Annotated in this window: 15 protein-coding genes and 2 tRNA genes; 13 read left to right on the forward strand and 4 right to left on the reverse strand. The window is 36.1% G+C overall.

Features of this window, described 5'->3' with window-relative positions; genetic code table 11:
• Positions 1-63: 63 nt before the first annotated feature.
• Entirely contained in the window at positions 64-2,910 is a 2,847-nt protein-coding gene (gene polA, locus OGZ34_RS07830) for a DNA polymerase I (RefSeq protein WP_263362672.1), read from the reverse strand.
• 183 nt (positions 2,911-3,093) lie between these two features.
• Between polA and OGZ34_RS07835 the strand changes: the two genes are divergently transcribed.
• The 8 genes from OGZ34_RS07835 (at position 3,094) to OGZ34_RS07870 (ending at position 9,522) form a co-directional block, all read left to right on the forward strand.
• Complete coding sequence (locus OGZ34_RS07835) at positions 3,094-4,629, forward strand: DUF4394 domain-containing protein (RefSeq protein ID WP_263362673.1); 1,536 nt, start codon at positions 3,094-3,096, stop codon at positions 4,627-4,629.
• A gap of 162 nt (positions 4,630-4,791) precedes the next feature.
• Complete coding sequence (locus OGZ34_RS07840; RefSeq protein WP_173964129.1) at positions 4,792-4,989, forward strand: hypothetical protein; 198 nt, start codon at positions 4,792-4,794, stop codon at positions 4,987-4,989.
• Positions 4,990-5,033: 44 nt separating this feature from the next.
• A complete protein-coding gene (locus OGZ34_RS07845) occupies positions 5,034-5,225 on the forward strand; it encodes a hypothetical protein (protein ID WP_173964128.1) in 192 nt (63 codons plus the stop codon).
• A 190-nt stretch (positions 5,226-5,415) separates the two neighbouring features.
• Positions 5,416-6,090 carry a response regulator transcription factor gene (locus tag OGZ34_RS07850; protein ID WP_173964127.1) on the forward strand — a complete coding sequence of 225 codons (675 nt, stop codon included), beginning with the start codon at positions 5,416-5,418 and terminating at the stop codon, positions 6,088-6,090.
• A gap of 12 nt (positions 6,091-6,102) precedes the next feature.
• On the forward strand, positions 6,103-7,440 hold the full coding sequence (locus OGZ34_RS07855) for a sensor histidine kinase (protein ID WP_263362674.1): 1,338 nt from the start codon (positions 6,103-6,105) through the stop codon (positions 7,438-7,440).
• 106 nt (positions 7,441-7,546) lie between these two features.
• Positions 7,547-7,732, forward strand: coding sequence for a hypothetical protein (locus OGZ34_RS07860; RefSeq protein ID WP_173964126.1), 186 nt, complete (start codon positions 7,547-7,549; stop codon positions 7,730-7,732).
• 177 nt (positions 7,733-7,909) lie between these two features.
• Positions 7,910-9,145 carry a metallophosphoesterase gene (locus tag OGZ34_RS07865; RefSeq protein WP_263362675.1) on the forward strand — a complete coding sequence of 412 codons (1,236 nt, stop codon included), beginning with the start codon at positions 7,910-7,912 and terminating at the stop codon, positions 9,143-9,145.
• Between the two features lie 74 nt (positions 9,146-9,219).
• Positions 9,220-9,522, forward strand: a complete 303-nt coding sequence (locus tag OGZ34_RS07870) for a thioredoxin family protein (protein WP_068844990.1) — start codon at positions 9,220-9,222, stop codon at positions 9,520-9,522.
• Between the two features lie 25 nt (positions 9,523-9,547).
• Here OGZ34_RS07870 and OGZ34_RS07875 read toward each other — a convergent pair whose 3' ends face one another.
• Together OGZ34_RS07875 and OGZ34_RS07880 are read right to left on the reverse strand one after the other, a co-directional pair.
• The gene (locus tag OGZ34_RS07875; protein WP_173964124.1) at positions 9,548-10,183 is read right to left on the reverse strand and encodes a polysaccharide deacetylase family protein; all 636 of its coding nucleotides are present in this window, start codon (positions 10,181-10,183) and stop codon (positions 9,548-9,550) included.
• Between the two features lie 92 nt (positions 10,184-10,275).
• The gene (locus OGZ34_RS07880) at positions 10,276-13,554 is read right to left on the reverse strand and encodes a glycosyltransferase family 117 protein (protein WP_263362676.1); all 3,279 of its coding nucleotides are present in this window, start codon (positions 13,552-13,554) and stop codon (positions 10,276-10,278) included.
• Positions 13,555-13,801: 247 nt separating this feature from the next.
• On the opposite strand from OGZ34_RS07880, the gene OGZ34_RS07885 reads away from it, so the two are divergent.
• Both OGZ34_RS07885 and OGZ34_RS07890 read left to right on the forward strand, forming a co-directional pair.
• A tRNA-Gln gene (locus OGZ34_RS07885) sits at positions 13,802-13,872 on the forward strand.
• A gap of 308 nt (positions 13,873-14,180) precedes the next feature.
• Positions 14,181-14,251 (forward strand) — tRNA-Gln (locus OGZ34_RS07890).
• A gap of 86 nt (positions 14,252-14,337) precedes the next feature.
• Here OGZ34_RS07890 and OGZ34_RS07895 read toward each other — a convergent pair.
• Positions 14,338-15,162: a universal stress protein gene (locus OGZ34_RS07895; protein ID WP_263362677.1), complete on the reverse strand. Its 825-nt coding sequence runs from the start codon at positions 15,160-15,162 to the stop codon at positions 14,338-14,340.
• Between the two features lie 173 nt (positions 15,163-15,335).
• Here OGZ34_RS07895 and rimP point away from each other — a divergent pair, with 173 nt between their 5' ends.
• The 3 genes from rimP to infB are packed head-to-tail and all read left to right on the forward strand — an operon-like array spanning position 15,336 to position 19,989.
• On the forward strand, positions 15,336-15,800 hold the full coding sequence (rimP, locus tag OGZ34_RS07900) for a ribosome assembly cofactor RimP (protein ID WP_173964121.1): 465 nt from the start codon (positions 15,336-15,338) through the stop codon (positions 15,798-15,800).
• A gap of 13 nt (positions 15,801-15,813) precedes the next feature.
• Positions 15,814-17,061 (forward strand): transcription termination factor NusA, encoded by a 1,248-nt coding sequence (gene nusA / locus OGZ34_RS07905; RefSeq protein WP_099710734.1) that lies wholly within the window; start codon positions 15,814-15,816, stop codon positions 17,059-17,061.
• 48 nt (positions 17,062-17,109) lie between these two features.
• The gene (gene infB / locus OGZ34_RS07910; RefSeq protein WP_263362678.1) at positions 17,110-19,989 is read left to right on the forward strand and encodes a translation initiation factor IF-2; all 2,880 of its coding nucleotides are present in this window, start codon (positions 17,110-17,112) and stop codon (positions 19,987-19,989) included.
• Positions 19,990-20,014: the final 25 nt, after the last annotated feature.

Consider the following 20,014-nt stretch of genomic DNA (forward strand, 5'->3'; position numbering starts at 1 on the left):
GCAAAGCATATTTTTTCATAAAAATACTGAAATCTAAAATCAACACTCTGAAATCTAAAATTATTAATGTGCGGCCAACCAATCTTTACCCATTCCGAGTTCAACTTCTAAAGGAACTGCCATCGTAAAGGCATTTTCCATTTCGTGTTTGATCATAGGCTGAATCTTCTCGAGTTCGTCGTTGTGAACATCGAACACAAGCTCATCATGCACCTGAAGCAGCATCTTAGATTTCCAATTTTCTTCTTTTAGTTTTTTATGAATGTTGATCATGGCAATTTTGATCACATCGGCAGCGCTTCCCTGGATAGGTGCATTTACGGCATTTCGTTCGGCGGCACTTCTAACTATGGCATTCGCTGAGTTAATGTCTTTTAAATAACGACGACGGCCTAAGATGGTTTGTACATATCCTTTTTCACGGGCAAATTCTATTTGTTCAGAAATATAAGATTTCAGTCTTGGGTAGGTTTTATAATACGCCTCAATCAATGCAGCACTTTCGCTGCGGGATAAAGAAGTCTGATTACTCAATCCAAAGGCAGAAACACCATAAATAATCCCGAAGTTAACGGTTTTGGCGTTGCTTCTTTGTTCGCGGGAAACTTCATCCAAAGGCACATCAAAAACTTTGGCAGCAGTTGCTTTGTGAATGTCTTCTCCATTTTTAAAAGCGGCAATCATATTTTCTTCACCACTCAAAGCGGCAATAATTCTTAATTCTATCTGCGAATAATCGGCAGAGATTAAAGTATAGTTTTCATCGCGTGCTACAAAAGCTTTACGAATTTGACGTCCTCTTTCGGTACGAATCGGAATGTTTTGTAAGTTTGGATTGTTAGAACTCAAGCGTCCTGTAGCAGCAACGGTCTGCATATAATCGGTATGAACGCGTAATGTTTTTTTGTCTACTTGTTCCGGTAAAGCCAGTATATAAGTACTTTGCAATTTCACCATCTGACGCCAGTCCAGAATTTGTTTTACAATTGGATTGTCGTTAGCCAAATAAGTCAAAACCTCCTCGCCGGTTGCATATTGTCCGGTTTTGGTTTTCTTCTGTTTAGCTCCGCCAATTTTAAGTTTATCAAATAAAATATCACCTAACTGTTTAGGGGAAGCTAAATTGAATTTCTCTCCTGCAGTTTCGTATATTTTGTGTTCTAAAGATTTGATTTCAACATCCATTTCTTTAGACATTGCGTTTAAAAATTCGACATCCAGACGAATTCCTTCTGTCTCCATAGCAGCTAAAACGCTTACTAATGGTATTTCAATTTCATCAAACAGTTTTTTAGTCTCGGTTTTGTCTAATTCTGTAGTAAAAATTTCTTTTAACTGTAAAGTGATATCAGCATCTTCGGCAGCATATTCCTTGATGTCTTCAAGAGACACATCACGCATTGTAATTTGATTTTTTCCCTTTTTGCCAATCAATTCTTCAATTGGTTTTGGGGCATATTTCAAATAGGTTTCTGATAAAATATCCATATTATGACGCATATCCGGATTGATTAGATAGTGCGCAATCATGGTATCAAAAAGCTTTCCTTTTACGGTAATATCATAATTGGAAAGGATTTTCAAATCGTATTTTAAATTTTGGCCTATTTTTTCGATATTTTCATTCTCAAAGAAAGGTCTGAATTTTTCAATTAAAGTCTGAGCTTCTTCCTGATTTTCCGGAAACGGCACATAAAAAGCTTTTCCTTTTTCGTAAGAGAAAGCGATACCTACCAACTCGGCATGCAAAGCATCTAAACCTGTAGTTTCGGTGTCAAAACAAACAGAAGTCTGGTTTTGCAGGTTTTGCAAAAGCAGTTTTATACCAAGATCTCCCTGAATGGCCTGATAGGAGTGAGGTGTGTTTTCTAAAGTATTGTAAAAAGAAGTTCTGGTTGCTTCGGCATTTTCTTCGGTAGAACCACCTCCAAAAAGATCAAACTGATCTTCGTTTTTAGGTTGTGGTTTTTTATATAATTTGGCATCAGAAACCGGAGCTGAAGCCGCTGATTCGTTCCCGTCGCCTGTTTTAAACAAATTGTCAAATTGCTCTGCCATTCGTCTGAACTCAAGCTCCTGAAAAATAGCATCGGTTTTTTCAATATCAGGTCGAACTAACTCGTAGTCGTCTTCGTTAAAGGTTACCGGGCAGTCTAATAAAATGGTTGCCAATTTTTTAGACAACAATCCTTTTTCTTTATTGGCCTCGATATTCTCTTTCATTTTTCCTTTTAGCTTATCTGTATTGGCTAATAGGTTTTCCATCGTTCCAAATTCTTTTAGGAGTTTTTTGGCGGTTACTTCGCCAACTCCCGGAAGTCCCGGAATATTATCGGCGGCATCACCCATCATTCCAAGAAAGTCGATGACTTGTTCCGGACGCTCGATTTCGAATTTTGCCAAGACTTCAGGAACTCCCCAAATTTCAATTCCATTTCCCATGCGGGCAGGTTTGTACATAAAGATGTTCTCCGAAACTAATTGCGCAAAATCCTTATCCGGAGTTACCATAAAAACTTTATAATTTTCTTTCTCGGCTTGTTTGGCAATCGTTCCAATTAAATCGTCGGCTTCAAAACCTGACACTTCAATAATCGGAATGTGCATGGCTTTTAACAATTCGCAGATATAAGGAACAGCAATTTTAATGGCTTCAGGCGTCACATCGCGATTAGCCTTGTATTCAGGGAATAATTCGTTTCGCAATTGGCTTCCGCCTTTATCAAAAGCTACAGCCAAATGATCCGGTTTTTCACGTTTGATAACATCTAAAAGCGAATTCATGAATCCCATGATCGCTGATGTATCCATTCCTTTGGAGTTGATCCTTGGGTTTTTTATGAAGGCGTAGTAGCCGCGAAATATTAAAGCGTAAGCATCAAGTAAAAAAAGGCGTTTTTGTGACGACATATGTTCAGTTTATCAATTCAATTTTCAAAGTTACAAATATCGATATAATATTAGGACACAAATTAATTTGTTATTTGTTTTTCCTGATTATAGCAGGAAGGATTTAATTTTTTTCTGTGAAGTTTAAAAAAGAATCAAACCAGAAGGAATGTTTTGTCGTAAGTAAATAAAAAACAATGTGTTATGAGAGAAAATATACGTATGTCGAAATCCATTTTCGTAATGGGATTAATGTCATTTTTTGGAGCCTGTTCTAATGATGACGATAGAACTCCGGTTCCGCAACCTGAACCGGTACCAACACCTGGTATTGCTCCTCCTGTAGACTTTACAGCGCTGACAAATGACAATAAGATTTTTTATTTTAAAGCCAGAGATTTAAAGACTCCTGTCCGTTCTTACGCTATAACGGGATTGCAATCGGGAGAAAATATTATAAGTATTGATTACAGACCTTCAACGGGACAGCTTTATGGTTTGGGTTCTACCAGCAGATTGTACGTTATAAATGAAAATTCAGGGTTAGCGACACCACTTGGAGCCGGACCTTTCACGCCTTTGATTGAAGGGACATCTTCTGCTATCGATTTTAACCCGACAGTCGACAGGATACGTTTGGTGTCTAATAACGGCAAGAATCTCAGGCTGCATCCTGAATTAGGAACTGTAGTAGCGACAGACGGAAGTATAAATGGTGTCGCTAATGCTCAGATTGGAGCCGTTGCCTATACCAATAGTTTCTCAGGTAGTACTACAACTCAATTATTCGATATTGATTACGCTACCGACAAAGTATATCTGCAGAATCCTCCAAATGATGGAAAAATTCAGGAAATTGGAAGTTTAAAAGTTGATTTTTCGGGAATAGGAGGTATTGATATTGAGGCTGATACGAATTTGGCATTAGCAGTCAATACTAAAAACAATGAATCCAGATTGTATACGATTGATTTAATGACTGGCGAAGCAGGTTGGGTTGGAGTTTTTTCCCAACAAATTATTGAAATAGCATTTAAGACAAAACCAATCGCTTATGCAACCACAGAGACCAATATTTTGTACAGGTTGAACCCGGTAACGGGAACTTCAAATTCTGTTGCTTTAACCGGGATGGCTACAAGTGAGCAGGTAGTTGGTCTGGATTTCAGACCCGCAAACGGAGCTCTTTATGCATTAACAAATCAAAGCAGACTGTTAATGATTAATATTTCAAATGGTCAGACTACTGCGGTTGGGACTGGATTATCGCCATCGTTATCTGGTCAGAATTTTGGATTTGATTTTAATCCAACCGTCGATAGAATACGTGTGGTGAGTAATGCCGGGCAAAATCTTCGACTGCATCCGGATACGGGAGTAGTTGCGGCTACTGATGTTCTTCTTAATCCGGGGACACCATCGGTTACGGCTGCTGCTTATACTAATAATTTTGCACAGGCATCAACGACACAGTTGTTTGTTATTGATTCAGGAACGAATAATCTCTATCTTCAAAATCCCCCAAATAACGGAACCTTGGTGTTGGTGGGTAGTTTGGGAGTAATGGCAACAGGAATGAACGGGTTCGATATAGGAGGGACCAGTAATGAGGCGTTTGCAATATTAACTGTTAGTGGTGTACAGTCTATATATAAAATTAACTTAACATCTGGTGCAGCAAGCAAAACGATTGGCTTTACACCAACTGTTACGGCTATGACTCTGGGATTAGGTTTCTAAAAACAACATCTATAAAGAGGAAGCGACGGGAGTATTTCCGTCGTTTTTTTATAAAATAAAGTTAAAATTATAAATGGGCAAGGTTTCTTCATTTTGTCTTCATATTGCAGGGGTAAATTTGATCTGTAAAATAAAAGGTATTAATATAAAATTTTAGAAATCATGAGAAATTTATTGATGTTGTTAGTGGCAGTTTTAGGAACAAGTGTTATGGTAAGTGCATTTCCGGCTAAAGGTATTAAACCGATTCCGGCTAAAGAAGTAAAAGCGACAAAACACCCTAAACATAAAATGGATAAAAAAGCGAAAGCAGCAAAAACTGCAACGCCAAAAGCAGAAGCTCCAAAAGAGAAAAAATAAGACAATAAAAGTGTAAAACAAAATAACAATTTAAATCAAAAGTTATGAAAAATCTAATGATGTTACTCGTGGCAGTTTTAGGAACAAGTGTAATGGTTAGCGCACAAACAGCTCCGGCAAAGACAGCTCCTGTGAAAGAAGTAAAAGCAACTAAGCACCACAAAAACAGAGCTGATAAAAAAATGAAATCACAAAAAAGCGAAGCTCCAAAAGCAGAAACAACTAAAATGAAGTAGTAAAAATTGTTTTCGTTTTGCTTACGAAGAATTGTAAACGAGGCAAAACAGAAGTAATGATTATGGAGAATGAGGTTGAAGAGAGCTGGTAAAGAAATTTACTGGCTTTTTTTATTCGTTAATTTTTTTAATAATGCGCAACGATGCTTTTTATAATTGCTTAAATTTAGTTGCACTTAAATGCTGTATTATGAATGTTTTGATTGTTGAAGATAATAAAGAACTTGCTGCGGAGGTTTATGATTTTCTGTGTAATGCGGGTTATATATGTAGAATTGTTCACAATTGTAGTGATGCTTTGGAAGAAGTAAACAGCAATGACTATGATGCTATGCTCCTGGATCTTGGTTTGCCTGACGGAGATGGGTTTGAAGTGCTGAAAACAGTTCGGAAAACCAGGTCGAAAATGGCAGTTATTGTACTTACGGCACGTGGTGAACTCGATGACAGAATAAACGGTTTGCATTTAGGTGCTGATGATTATTTGACAAAACCTTTTGCTCTCACAGAGCTTAGTGCGCGATTGTTTGCGGTCATTCGAAGGATGCATGGTTTTACTCTGAATAGTTTAAGCATTCATGGTTTTTTACTACAGCTTCAGGATTATAAAGTGAGTTATGATGAAACGCCCATTAATCTCACCAAGAAGGAGTTTGATATTTTTCAATATTTGGTTCTCAATAAAAACAGAGTGATTACCAGATTGCAATTGACAGAACATATTTGGGGAGACATTCTGGAGGTCAATTCCGATTCTAATTTTATTGATGTTCATGTTCGGAATCTTCGAAAAAAGTTGGACAAACATACAGAAATTGACTGGTTTGAAACGGTGAGAAACGTAGGATATCGTATAAACGAATAAATAGTAAGGACTGTGAAAATAAAACATCAATTGGCTATTTTTAATGCGCTGACAAGGCTGTTGGTTATTTTGATTCTATGGCTTATGCTGCCCATTTTGGTAGAAAATGTGGTGTATAGACATATCAATAACGGCTTACTCGAAAAGAAGCAGAAGTTTATTGAACATCTAAATCAAAATGAGATTGATGACTTTACGAAGGATTCAGACGATTCGACCGAAACATACTCGCAGTTTTCAACCCTTCACAGTGAGTTTTTGGTGCTTTCTAAGTCTTCTCTGAAACCCGATCAGAAAAAACCGGTTTTTAGTAATGACTACCGGATTATCGAAGGAGAAGAGAATGAGTATCGAATTTTGCAGTATCATTTTACTTATGGAAATCAGGATTACCAGCTCGAAATTGGAAGCAGTCTTGGGGAAGTAAAAGACCTTACTTTTATCATTCGCTTTTTTATCATAATAGTTTTTGTGGTGATATTGCTCATTACTTTTTTGGCTGATACTTTTTATATTGAATATTTACTGAAGCCTTTTTATAAAATTATTGACACTAAAATAAGGCGGGTCAATGAACCTGAGGCTTTTGATCATACCCCTATAAAAGCCAGATCGCGGGATTTCAGGGAACTTGATTTTGTTTTAAATCAAATGATGGACCGTATTGCGGAACTTTTTAAAAAAGAGAAACAGTTTATTTCGAATGTTTCCCACGAACTTCTAACGCCAATTGCGCTGCTTAAAAGTAAGTTTGAGAACTTATTACAAAATGAATCCTTAGATGATAACGCATTCGATAAAATTGCAGGATCGCTGAGAACATTAGACATGCTAAAAAAAATCATCAATAACTTATTGTTGATTTCCAGAATAGAGAACAATCAGTATGAAGCAAACGAGTATATAAATTTTCATGAGATTGTTAATGATCTGCAGGAGGACTTGCAAGATCGAATTGAGGACAGAGAAATTCAGTTTCTGAATACAATGCAGCATCACTATGTCTTTACAGGAAATAAAACGCTAATTCACATTCTTATTTATAACTTGGTTACCAATGCTATAAAATACAATAAATCTCAAGGCAGTATTACCATCACGGATGGTTTTCAGAACCATAATTATTTTATTTCGATAGCAGATTCCGGTGTTGGGATGAGTGATTCTCAAATACAGCATATATTCAACAGGTTTGCCAGAATCAGTTCAGATCAGGAGGGCCAGGGTTTAGGGCTTGCTATTGCAGAAAGTATTGCTTCTTTTCATCATGTCGAAATTAAAGTTACTTCTGAAATAAATAAAGGAACAACCTTTGCATTGTTGTTTCCGGAAACGGTAAAACATAATTAAACGTTAATTTTTTCAGAGGAGCTCAATCTTCATTTAATCTTCATTTTCCGATAATATCTTTGAAGTATAATAAATGAAGATATTAATAATTATAAAAACTAAAATCATGAGAAAATTAGTAATGTTAGCAGTAGCTGTTTTAGGAACAACTGCAATGGTAAGCGCGCAAACAACCCCAGCGAAATCAGCCCCTGTAAAAGAAGCAAAAGCGCCTAAAAAAGACAAAAAAGCGGATAAAAAAGCGAAAAAAGAAGCGGCAGCTAAACCCGAAGCAGCAAAAGCTCAAAAATAAAACAACATAGTTTACTGTGGTAGACCTGTTGTGGATTATAAAAGGTTTTAAAAAATTTGGTAGAAAAAAAGCTGGTAGAGTAATCTGTCAGCTTTTTGTTATTACCAGCGTTAAATTTTTGATAATAAAAAGCTATACAATTTTCATTCTTTGTTACTTTGTTGAAAACTATAAATAATGATCCTTAAGTTTCTAATTCTTTGCGCTCTTCTTCTATTTATTGAGTTCTATTCGTATCAGGCCTTTCGCACTTTGATCAAATTAAGATGGGTGTTGGTGGGGTATCAAATTATAAGTTTACTGCTTTTAATTTTTATCATGTATTCTTTTTCACAGGTTGACCGCTCCGTTGGACAAACGAGACAGTTTATGTTTACGACCGGTTTGATGCTGTTGGTTTATGTGCCAAAAATTGTGCTTACACTAATCATGTTTGGCGAAGATATTTTCAGATTAGGAGCAGGAATAGTAAATTATTTTGTCTACAATTCAAGTGGTTCAGAGGCTATTCCGTCAAGGCGAAAATTTATTAGTCAGATTGGTTTGGGACTGGCAGCAGTTCCTTTTCTTTCTTTAATTTATGGAATTTTTGAAGGGAAATATAATTTTAAAGTAATTAAGCAAACGATCTTTTTTCCGGATCTTCCGGATGCTTTTGATGGGTTTAAAATTACTCAGATATCCGATGTTCATAGTGGAAGTTTTGACAATCCGGATAAGATCAATTATGCAATTGACCTGATTAATGCTCAGGAAGCCGATTTAATTTTATTTACTGGTGATATTGTCAACACACATGCTAAAGAAATGCATCCCTGGCTGGAAACCTTTAAAAGAATAAAGAATTATAAATATGGTAAATTTTCAGTTTTAGGAAACCATGATTATGGCGAATATGTAACCTGGCCTTCTGAAAAAGAAAAAGACGAGAACTTCAAAGAAATTAAGAATCTTTACGGTCAGATCGGATTCGACCTTTTGTTAAACGAACACCGATACATTCAAAAAGGCGATGACAAAATTGCATTGATTGGGGTGGAAAACTGGGGGCAGAATTTTAAAAAGGCAGGAGATTTAAACAAAGCCTCTGAGAATGTTACTCAGGACGATTTTAAAGTGGTGATGAGTCATGATCCGACGCATTGGGAGTACGAAATTAAAAATCATCCGAAAAAGTTTCATTTAACACTGTCAGGACATACACATGGCATGCAATTTGGGATAGAAATTCCGGGTTATTTTAAATGGAGCCTGGCGCAGTATATCTATAAGCAATGGGCAGGACTGTATGAAAATGCAGGCCGATACGTTTATGTGAATCGTGGATTTGGTTTTCATGCTTATCCGGGGCGTGTAGGTATTATGCCCGAAATAACCGTGATTGAACTAAAAAAAGGGAACAATGTGGCTTAATTCGTTAAAAATGCTACATTTGTATATAATTATCTCTTTTTAAAAGATTAAAAAAGAATTAAATTTTTGGTTTTATGTCAAAATTTGGAGAACTTATAAATGCTCAAGTTCCAGTGTTGATTGATTTTTACACCGATTGGAACGAATCATCTGTATCGATGCATCCTGTAATTAAGGATGTTGCGGCTGCACTTGGCGATAAAGCCAAGGTGATCAAAATTGATGTGGATAAAAATCAGGAATTAGCAGAAGCACTACGTATTAAGGGGCTTCCTACTTTAATGATTTATAAAGAAGGGCAAATGATCTGGAGGCAATCCGGAGAACTTGATGCGAATACGATTATAGGAATTGTCCAGGAACAATTTAATTTATAGAATATTACTTTCTTAGCGATATTATTTAGTGAATAATATCAAATGTATACCCATTTTCTTTTAAAAAGTGTAACGTTTTAGGCAGGGCAAATTTTAGATTTGGTGATGCTTTTATACTATCATGGAATACAATTACACTTCCTGACTTTACATTTTTAGTTACGTTTTCAAGACATTTCTCAGGAGTGATACTCTGATCGAAATCGGCGCTTAAAACGTCCCACATGATAATTTTATACCCTAACTTTCGTAAGATTTTAGATTGCGCTTTTTTGATTTTTCCGTAAGGCGGGCGAAAGATAAGATTGCACGTTTTCTCCTTTTCCAGAACGGCAGCACAATGCTGTACATTTTGAATATAATCATCGGTTTGGCTTTTCCAGCCGTTAACGTGGTTCATGGTGTGGTTACCGATGGAATGTCCTTCTGTGATTAATTTTTCGAACAGGGAGAGGTTGGCTTTTATGTTTTTTCCGATGCAGAAAAAAGTGGCTTTTGCGTCGAATTTTTTTAATTCGGATAAAACCCAGTCTGTAATCTCCGGAGTTGGACCATCATCAAAGGTGAGGTATATTTTCTTTTCGTTGTTTGGAATGTCCCAACAATATTTAGAAAACACCTTTTTAATGAATGAATTTGTTTTTACCCAATAAAAGCTCATTTTGTAGTGGTTTACAGATATGTAAAATTAGAAAATGCAGCGCTACTAATCAAGAGGCGCTGCATTTTTTTAATTGCTATATTTTTCGTAACTTATTCTTTTTCTCTTCCAAAGCGTTCGAAAACATTTACATAAGTATTAAATGTTACCTTATGTTTTTCGTAGAAAGCAAGATCGTTGTTTTCTTTCATCACTTGTAATAAGCTTCTGTAGCGTTCGATGTCAGTAATAATGTCAATTGCTAAGTCGGTTTGGTCATTAGGAGTCAGAGTCGCATAATAGTTTAGTTCTTCCTTGTATTTTTGAACAAGTTTGTTAAGCAAATCATGTGCTTTAGCAGTTTCTCCTACTTTGTAATATCCGCCTGCAAAAGGTTCTACTAATGAATAATAGCCAAATTTGTCTACTGGCATTTTTGTCATTGCCAGTTCGATCACTTTTTTAGCTTTATCTATTTTGCCTTCAGTGATAAGCTGATCCATCAAACGGGATAAATTAGTACGGTACGTGATGCTGTTTCTTCTGGTTTCAGGATCGTGATAAATGTTACCATTACTGTTGCCCCAGTCCCATTTCATTACAATATTATAAGTTTTGTCAGTATCCATCTGTCCCATATCCATTGGTCCTCCATCTTTTGAAGGTACATTTTTAATAGGAACTAATTTGTAAACCATCCCATCCAGTTGTAAGTAATCTTTTAGCCACAAATAATCTTCATCGTCAAAAGCACCTCCGCTAAAATAAATTGGTCTTTTCCAATTGTTGTTAGCCAAAATGTCTAACATCATTAAACGATTTTTGTATAATGCGCTTCCTTTGATGTCAATATCCATATAAGAAACTATAGAATCGTTGTATTTTGGATTAACGACTTTGTTTTTGATAATGACATTTTTGTCTATAGGAACTCTGATTTTGTTTGTAGGATAAAAATGGATTGTTTGTCCGTTTTGTAAACCTACAGTTGATTTCGGGTTTTTAATAAAATCAATAAAGTCCTTGATATTCCAGCGGGTATCAATTTTTGGGATATGCGCTACATAATCCAATTTGTCACCCACATACTGATCGTGTGTAAAAGATATTGGCAACGGGTCAGACTCGTATGCTTTTGCTTTCATTTGGTCGATATACCAATCGGTCATGAACAGGCTGGTATTTACGATTTTAACGTCTGTTCTAATGTGCTCGATTTCCTGAGCGTACCACAGTGGGAAGGTGTCATTGTCTCCAATGGTAAACAAAATAGCGTCTTTATCGCAGGAGTATAAATAAGCTTTTGCCATTGCAACAGCAGTATATCTTCCTGATCTATCATGGTCGTCCCAGTTTTGAGAAGCCATTAAAATAGGTGCAGCCAGTAAACTTGTGGCAATAATAACCGGGCCGGCAATTTTGGGTGCAATATATTTCTGGATGCTTTCATAAAGCGAATAAACGCCAAATCCAATCCAGATGGCAAACACATAAAAAGATCCGACTAATGCATAATCTCTCTCGCGTGGTTCAAAAGGCCTTTCGTTTAAGTATATTTTTAAAGCAATTCCCGTAAATAAAAATAAAGCTAAAAGAACGTAGAAGCTCTTTAAATCTTTATTGGCATGGTACATTAATCCAATAAGTCCCAGGATAAAAGGCAGGAAATAATAAACATTTCTTCCTTTATTGTTTACCACATCCGAGGGTAGATTGTCCTGAGAACCTAAGTGTAAAGAGTCAAGAGCTTTGATTCCGCTAATCCAATTCCCGTCAATATTATCGTATTTCCCTTGAACATCACTCTGACGTCCAACGAAATTCCACATCAGATATCTCCAGTACATATATCCGAATTGGTATTCGAACATGAAGCTAAAATTGTCTACAGCAGTTGGTTTCTCGATGATTAGATAATCGCCATAGCTTTTTAAGAATTTTACATAACCTTCGTTGTCAATTTGTTTTTGAGCGTAGGCTTTTCTGAATTCCGAAACTGTTTTTTCAACTTCATTACGCAATTGCGCCGTAGCTTTGTTGTATTCCTCTTCGCTTAACTGGCTGGCATCGATTCCGTATTTTCCTAAATCCTGTTCGTAGTCATAATTTGGGTTAATTCTGAATTGAGGAGGATTTGTAAAATTGATATAGTTTTGAATGTGTCCTGTTTCGGTACTCCACATTCTAGGCAGAATCGTTTTTTGATTGTCGTCCGAATTTTGTTGAGCGTTTTTGTAATTATTGGTAATGATGTATTTACCGGTTTTGTAATCTCTTTCGTAGTTAGGTGCTTTGTCTGAATAAGGATTTTTTGCATCAAGACCAGCAAAAACTTCGGTATACTGAGGGCCGTAAAACAGCGGATTTACTCCATACTGTTCACGATTGTAATAAGCTAATACTTCAGCAGCATCAGAAGGTTTATTTTCGTTAATTACAGTGTTGGCGTTAGCGCGAACAGGAAGCATTATCCAGGTAGAGAATCCAATAAATATAAATAGAATACAAAGAATGACAGTATTGTAAAAAATCAATCCTTTTTGTTTGGTGAATTTTAATCCAAAATAGAAGAAAGCGATTAGAATCAGTGTTACAAAAATAGTTCCTGAGTTAAAAGGCAGTCCAAAGCTATTTACCATAAAAACTTCAGTATCTGCAAAGGCTTCCATAGTTAAAGGTAAAAGCAATTTGAAGATAAAAAGTAAAACACCAATTACCACAACATTGGCAATAAGGAAATTTTTGATCGTAACTTTTTCGTAATGTTTGAAGTAATAAAGGAATCCAATGGAAGGAATGGTTAATAAAGCCATAAAGTGAACTCCAAACGAAAGTCCGATAACAAGAGAGATGATTAATAGCCATCTGTTTCCCTTTGGCTGATCCATATCCTGCTCCCAACGTAGACCAAGCCAGAAAAGCAAAGCAATTAATAAGGAGGCCATGGCGTAAACTTCGGCTTCAACGGCATTAAACCAGAAACTGTCAGAAAAAGTATAGGCAAGTGCTCCAACAAATGAACTTCCTAAAATAACAATTGAATTGTTTTGGTCGATTTCGGCAAAACGTCCTACAATTTTTTTCAAAATCATAGAAGAAGACCAAAATAGAAATAGGATTGTAAACGCACTTGAGAAAACCGACATCATATTAACCATTAAGGCGACATGTTGTGCGTCTGTCGCGAACATCGCGAAAAAAGCACCCATCATTTGAAATAAAGGAGCTCCGGGTGGGTGGCCTACTTCTAGTTTAGCTGCGGTGGCGATATACTCTCCGCAATCCCAAAAACTCATAGTAGGTTCAACGGTTAAGGTATAGGTAATTAAAGCGATTGCGAATGCAAACCAACCAACAATAGTATTCCATTTATTGAAATTGAATTGTGCCATATTTAGGTGTTAAAATTTTGTAATTTTTCTATCGTACAAAGAAAATGTTTTTTTGTTTAAAGAAACGAGCATTAACAAAAAAATCTGTAAAAGTATTTGACTGAAGTAAGGTGTTGTTTGTGAAATACTTGTGTGAATGTTACGAATTTTAAAGAAAAAAAAAACAACAAAAAATGATTTTTTTTCTTCAAAAAGCTTGTGCGAACTAAAAAAAGCTTTAAATTTGCACTCGCTTAACCGCTTTTACTGGTCTATGGTGTAATGGTAACACAACTGTTTTTGGTGCAGTCTTTCTAGGTTCGAGTCCTAGTAGACCAACGTAAAGCCTCTCATTTGAGAGGCTTTTTTTATGCCTTGATGTTTCGGTCTGTTTTAAGATGATTCGAAGTTGGGGTTTATAAAAAAATAAGCAGGCTGGATAAGAATAAATCTGGGTTTCTTGTTGTTTTGTATAAGAAATTGATTTCATGAGTTTTGTATTGGTTTTTGAGGTGAAAAGGAAAGCTGGAGAGTGGAAAAAAGGGGAGTGGAGTGATGCACTAATTTTTAAAGATTGATTTTTTTGTTGAAAAAAGTTTGCGTAAACTAAAAAAAGTTTTAATTTTGCACTCGCTTAATCGCACTGCTGGTCTATGGTGTAATGGTAACACAACTGTTTTTGGTGCAGTCTTTCTAGGTTCGAGTCCTAGTAGACCAACATAAAAAGCCTCTCGTTCGAGAGGCTTTTTTTATGCTTTAGTTTTTCTGGAAGTGCCAGGTTGGAAATTTGACAGATGGATTCTTTTAGATTTTGAAAGTAAGAACTGGTCTGATCGCGTGATTTACTAACCCTTCGCTAATGCTTCCGTTGAAAAAGTGTGCAAAACCGGTTCTTCCATGTGTGCACATTCCGATGATGTCGGCATTAATGCTGTTGGAAAAGTTAATAATTCCTTTTTCGATATTGGTGTCATTATAGATTTGAGCGGTATAATTGGTTAGGTTAAATTCGGTTACAAAAGCATCTATTGTTTGTTGAACTTCGTGAGTTGGTTTAAAGCTGTTGGGGGTGCAAATGGTTACCAAGTGTATTTTTGAGTCAAAAACTTTAGTGAATTTCAGGAATTTTTCAAAAGGTATTTTGGTTTCTGGTGAGAAATCTGAAGCAAAAACAATGTCGGAAGCTCTAAAATTAGTATTGTTTTTTTTGATTACAAGGACTGGGATTTCGGAATTTCGAACTACTTTTTCAGTATTTGAGCCAATTAAGAGTTCTTCGATGCCGGATGATCCGTGTGATCCCATTATAATCAAATCGATTTCGTATTCTTTGCCTATTTGGGTAATGCCGTGGATGGGTTTGTCTATTTTTACGATTTCTGTAATCTGAATCCCCTCCAGATAAGGTCTTGAAGAGATCTGATCAAGCATTTCGTTGGCTTTTTTCATAAAAAGCATGGTTTCGGGAATACTTGTGCCGCCTAAAATTGCATCGTTCATTTGGCTTGGTAATTCGAGCATGTGTAAGATGATTATTTCGGAATTGTTTTTCTTTGCAATCTGAGAAGCGACTTTTAAAGCGTCTTCTGCATGTTCGGAGAAATCGGTTGGAACCAGGATTCGTTTCATAGTGTTGGGGCTTGAATAGTTAAAATTGGTTGTTTTAATGTATTTATAAAGATAAGAAATATTTTTAGGGCAATCTATTTATTTTGATTTATAAAAAAAACACTATATTTGCACCGTTATTTATTAAAATCTAAATAATGAGGGGACTAAGTGTCCCCTCTTTTTATAAAATTATGACATTTAAAGAAAAAGTAAACGGATTAATTACAGAAGCTCTTCTGGAGAAGCCATCGATCTTTTTGATTGATCTGGTTGTGTCAGACTCTTTTAAGATTAGTGTTGGTTTAGATGGTGATAATGGAGTGGCGCTACAAGATTGTATCGACGTAAGTCGTGCGGTCGAGAATAATCTGGATCGTGAAGAGCAGGATTTTTCGCTTGAAGTAGCCTCTGTTGGAGTAGGGTCACCTTTGAAAATGACAAGACAATACATCAAAAATATTGGTAGAACGTTGATTGTTACTACAAATACTGAAAAAATTGAGGCAGAATTGGTGGAAGCTAACGATGTTTTTATAATTTTGTCTTGGAAAGCAAGAGAACCGAAAAAAGTAGGAAAAGGAAAAGAAACAGTTCAAAAAGAGCAGCAAATACCTTATACAGAAATTAAAGAGGCAATTGTTACAGTAACATTTTAATTAAAGAATTCGCATGGAAAATTTAGCATTAATCGATTCATTCTCAGAGTTTAAAGATAATAAACTTATTGATCGTGTAACGCTTATGGCAATTTTAGAGGACGTGTTTAGAAATGCATTGAAGAAAAAATACGGTTCTGATGATAACTTCGACATCATTATAAATCCTGATAAAGGAGATATGGAGATCTGGAGAAGAAGAGTAATTGTTGCTGATGAAGATCTGGATTTTGAAAACGAAGAGATTACTTTAACTGAAGCAAGAATGATTGAAGCTGATTTTGAAATCGGTGAAGAGGTTTCTGAAGAGGTAAAATTGATTGATTTAGGAAGAAGAGCTATTTTGGCTTTGCGTCAAAACTTAATATCTAAAATTCACGAACACGATAATACGAATCTTTACAAGCAATTTAAAGATATTATCGGTGATATTTATACTGCCGAAGTGCACCACGTACGTCCAAGAGTTGTAATTTTGGTCGATGATGAAGGAAATGAAATTGTGCTTCCAAAAGAAAAACAAATTCCATCTGACTTTTTCCGCAAAGGAGATAATGTTCGTGGAATCATTGAAAGTGTTGAATTAAAAGGAAACAAACCTCAAATTATCATGTCTAGAACTTCTGAGAAGTTTTTGGAGAAATTGTTTGAGCAGGAAATTCCTGAAGTATTCGACGGTTTGATTACAGTGAAAAATGTAGTTCGTATTCCGGGTGAAAAAGCAAAAGTAGCGGTAGATTCTTATGATGACAGAATTGATCCGGTTGGAGCTTGTGTGGGTATGAAAGGATCTCGTATTCACGGAATCGTTCGTGAGTTAGGAAACGAAAACATTGATGTAATCAACTATACAAACAATATTCAATTGTTTATTACAAGAGCCTTGAGTCCTGCTAAAGTTTCGTCTATCAAAATTGATGAAGAAAATAAAAGAGCTGAAGTTTTCTTGAAGTTAGAAGAGGTTTCTAAAGCAATTGGTAGAGGAGGTCACAATATAAAATTAGCAGGTCAGTTAACGGGTTACGAGTTAGATGTTATCAGAGAAGGTGATGTTGCTAGTGGCGAAGACGATGACGTTGAATTAACTGAGTTTTCAGATGAAATTGAAGGCTGGGTTATCGAAGAATTTGCAAAAATTGGTTTAGATACAGCTAGAAGTATCTTAAAGCAAGAAGTAGAAGATTTAGTAAGAAGAACAGATTTAGAAGAGGAAACAATTCTTGATGTTATGAAAATACTAAAAGAAGAGTTTGATAGCTAGTTATCTGCTCTAACAACACAACGAAAAAGGTAATAATAAAAAGGTTATATGTCTGAAGAGAGAGTAATAAGAATAAACAAGGTTTTAAGGGAATTAAATATTTCGTTAGAAAGAGCTGTTGATTATCTAAAAGATAAGGGAATTGCTATTGATGCAAATCCAAATGCAAAAATTTCTGACAGCGAATTTAATATCCTACAAAGCCAATTTGCGGGCGATAAGGGGAATAAGGAAGCTTCTAAAGAGGTAGGAGAAGAGAAGAGAAAAGAGAAAGAAGCATTACGTGTTGAACGTGAGAAAGAAATTGAGGACAAACGCAGACAAGACGAGGAGCGCCAAAAACAACAGGAAGTTATAAAAGCGAGAGCAGTTGTAACAGGACCTGTTCAAGTAGGTAAAATTGATTTAAACCCTAAGAAACCTGTAGTTGTTTCTACTCCTGTTGAGGAACCAGTGAAAGCTGAAGAACCAAAAGTAGTTGTTACTCCAACTCAGCCAGAAAAACCTGTTCAAAAAGAAATCGTACAGCCAGAGCCTGTAGTTGCTCCGGTAGTTTCTGAAGAGAAAAAGGTAGAAAAACCTATTATTACAGAGAAAAAAGAAGTAAAAGTAGAGGCTCCAAAAGTAGCGCAGGAACCTGTTGTTTCAACTGATCCTACGACTGCCGAGGAAACCATTACAACACAATATCAAAAATTATCTGGAACTACTCTTACCGGGCAAACAATTGACTTGTCTCAATTTAACAAGCCTAAAAAGAAGAAAGAAGATCCTAAGATTACTCCTAATAAACCAGGAGCTCCGGGAGCCGGAAATAACGCTAATAAAAATAAGCGTAAAAGAATCGCTCCTAAACCGGGAACTCCGGGTGCACCAAAACCTGCAACAGGTAATGCGTCAGGAACTCCAAATCCTAATAAAATTACACCAAATACTGGTGGTGGAGGTTTTAATGCTAACAGAAGTGCAAGACCTGGTTTTGTAAAAGGAAACCGTCCTGCGATTGTAGCAAAAGTTGAGCCTACTGAAGAGGAAGTAAAAAACCAAATTAGAGAAACTCTTGAAAAACTTCAGGGTAAAGGAGGAAAATCTAAAGCGGCTAAATACAGAAGAGATAAGAGAGAAACGCACCGTCAGAAATCTGATGATGAGCAAAGAGCACTTGACGAAGGAAGTAAAACGATTAAAGTTACCGAGTTTGTTACTGTAGGTGAAATTGCAATCATGATGGATGTGCCGATTACTAAAGTAATTGGAACTTGTATGTCTCTTGGTATTATGGTTACCATGAACCAACGTTTAGATGCTGAAACTTTAACAATTGTAGCTGATGAGTTTGGTTATGAAGTAGAGTTTATCACGGTTGATATCGAAGAAGCTATTGAGGTAGTTGAAGATAAAGAAGAAGACTTGGTAGTTAGAGCGCCAATCGTTACTGTAATGGGTCACGTCGATCACGGTAAAACATCTTTGCTGGATTATATTCGTAAAGAAAATGTTATTGCCGGAGAGTCTGGAGGTATTACACAGCACATTGGAGCATACGGAGTAACTTTAGATAATGGTCAAAAAATTGCATTTTTAGATACACCGGGTCACGAGGCGTTTACTGCAATGCGTGCACGTGGAGCTCAAGTTACCGATATTGCTATTATAGTAGTTGCGGCGGATGATGATATCATGCCACAAACAAAAGAAGCGATTTCTCACGCACAAGCTGCGGGAGTGCCAATTATATTTGCAATCAATAAAATTGATAAACCAAATGCGAACGTTGAGAAAATCAAAGAGCGTTTGGCTAGCATGAATTTACTTGTTGAAGACTGGGGTGGAAAAATTCAATCTCATGATATTTCTGCAAAAGTAGGAACAGGGGTAAAGGAGTTATTGGAAAAAGTATTATTAGAGGCTGAGATTTTAGATTTAAAATCAAACCCTAATAAAGCGGCTCAAGGAACTGTTGTTGAGGCGTTCTTAGATAAAGGAAAAGGGTATGTTTCTACAATTTTAGTTCAACACGGAACTTTAAAAGTTGGAGATTATATGTTGGCTGGTAAGCATCATGGTAAGATTAAAGCGATGCATGACGAACGCGGACATATTGTTAAAGAGGCAGGACCTTCGACTCCGGTATCTGTTTTAGGTCTTGATGGAGCTGCAACTGCCGGTGATAAGTTTAACGTTTTTGAAGACGAAAAAGAAGCGAAACAAATTGCTTCTAAGCGTTCTCAATTAATGCGTGAACAATCAGTACGTACACAGCGTCATATTACACTTGATGAAATTGGACGTCGTATTGCTCTTGGTCAATTTAAAGAATTGAACGTGATTCTTAAAGGAGACGTTGATGGATCTGTTGAAGCATTATCAGATTCATTCTCTAAATTGTCTACAGAAGAAATTCAAATTAATATCATTCATAAAGGTGTTGGAGCAATTACTGAAACCGACGTTATGTTGGCTTCTGCTTCTGATGCGATTATTATCGGATTTAACGTTCGTCCTGCAGGAAATGCGAGACAGCTTGCTGATAAAGAAGAAATCGATATCCGTTACTACTCTATTATCTACGCTGCAATCGATGACTTGAAAGATGCAATGGAAGGAATGTTAGCTCCTGAGATGAAAGAAGAAATTTTAGGAACTGCTGAAATTCGTGAGATTTTCAAAATTTCTAAAGTTGGTTCAATCGCTGGTTGTATGGTGATGGATGGTAAAATCATGAGAACTTCTAAAATTAGAGTTATCAGAGAAGGAGTGGTCGTGCATACAGGAGAACTTGTGGCATTGAAACGTTTCAAAGATGATGTTAAAGAAGTTTCTAAAGGATATGATTGTGGTATTCAAATTAAAGGTTACAATGACATTGAAGAAAGAGATGTTATTGAAGCTTATCATGAAGTAGCAATCAAAAAGAAATTGAAATAATATTTGATACTTATATTCTAAAGTC

Origin of the sequence: Flavobacterium collinsii, assembly GCF_946903285.1 — a bacterium.
Lineage (GTDB): Bacteria > Bacteroidota > Bacteroidia > Flavobacteriales > Flavobacteriaceae > Flavobacterium > Flavobacterium collinsii.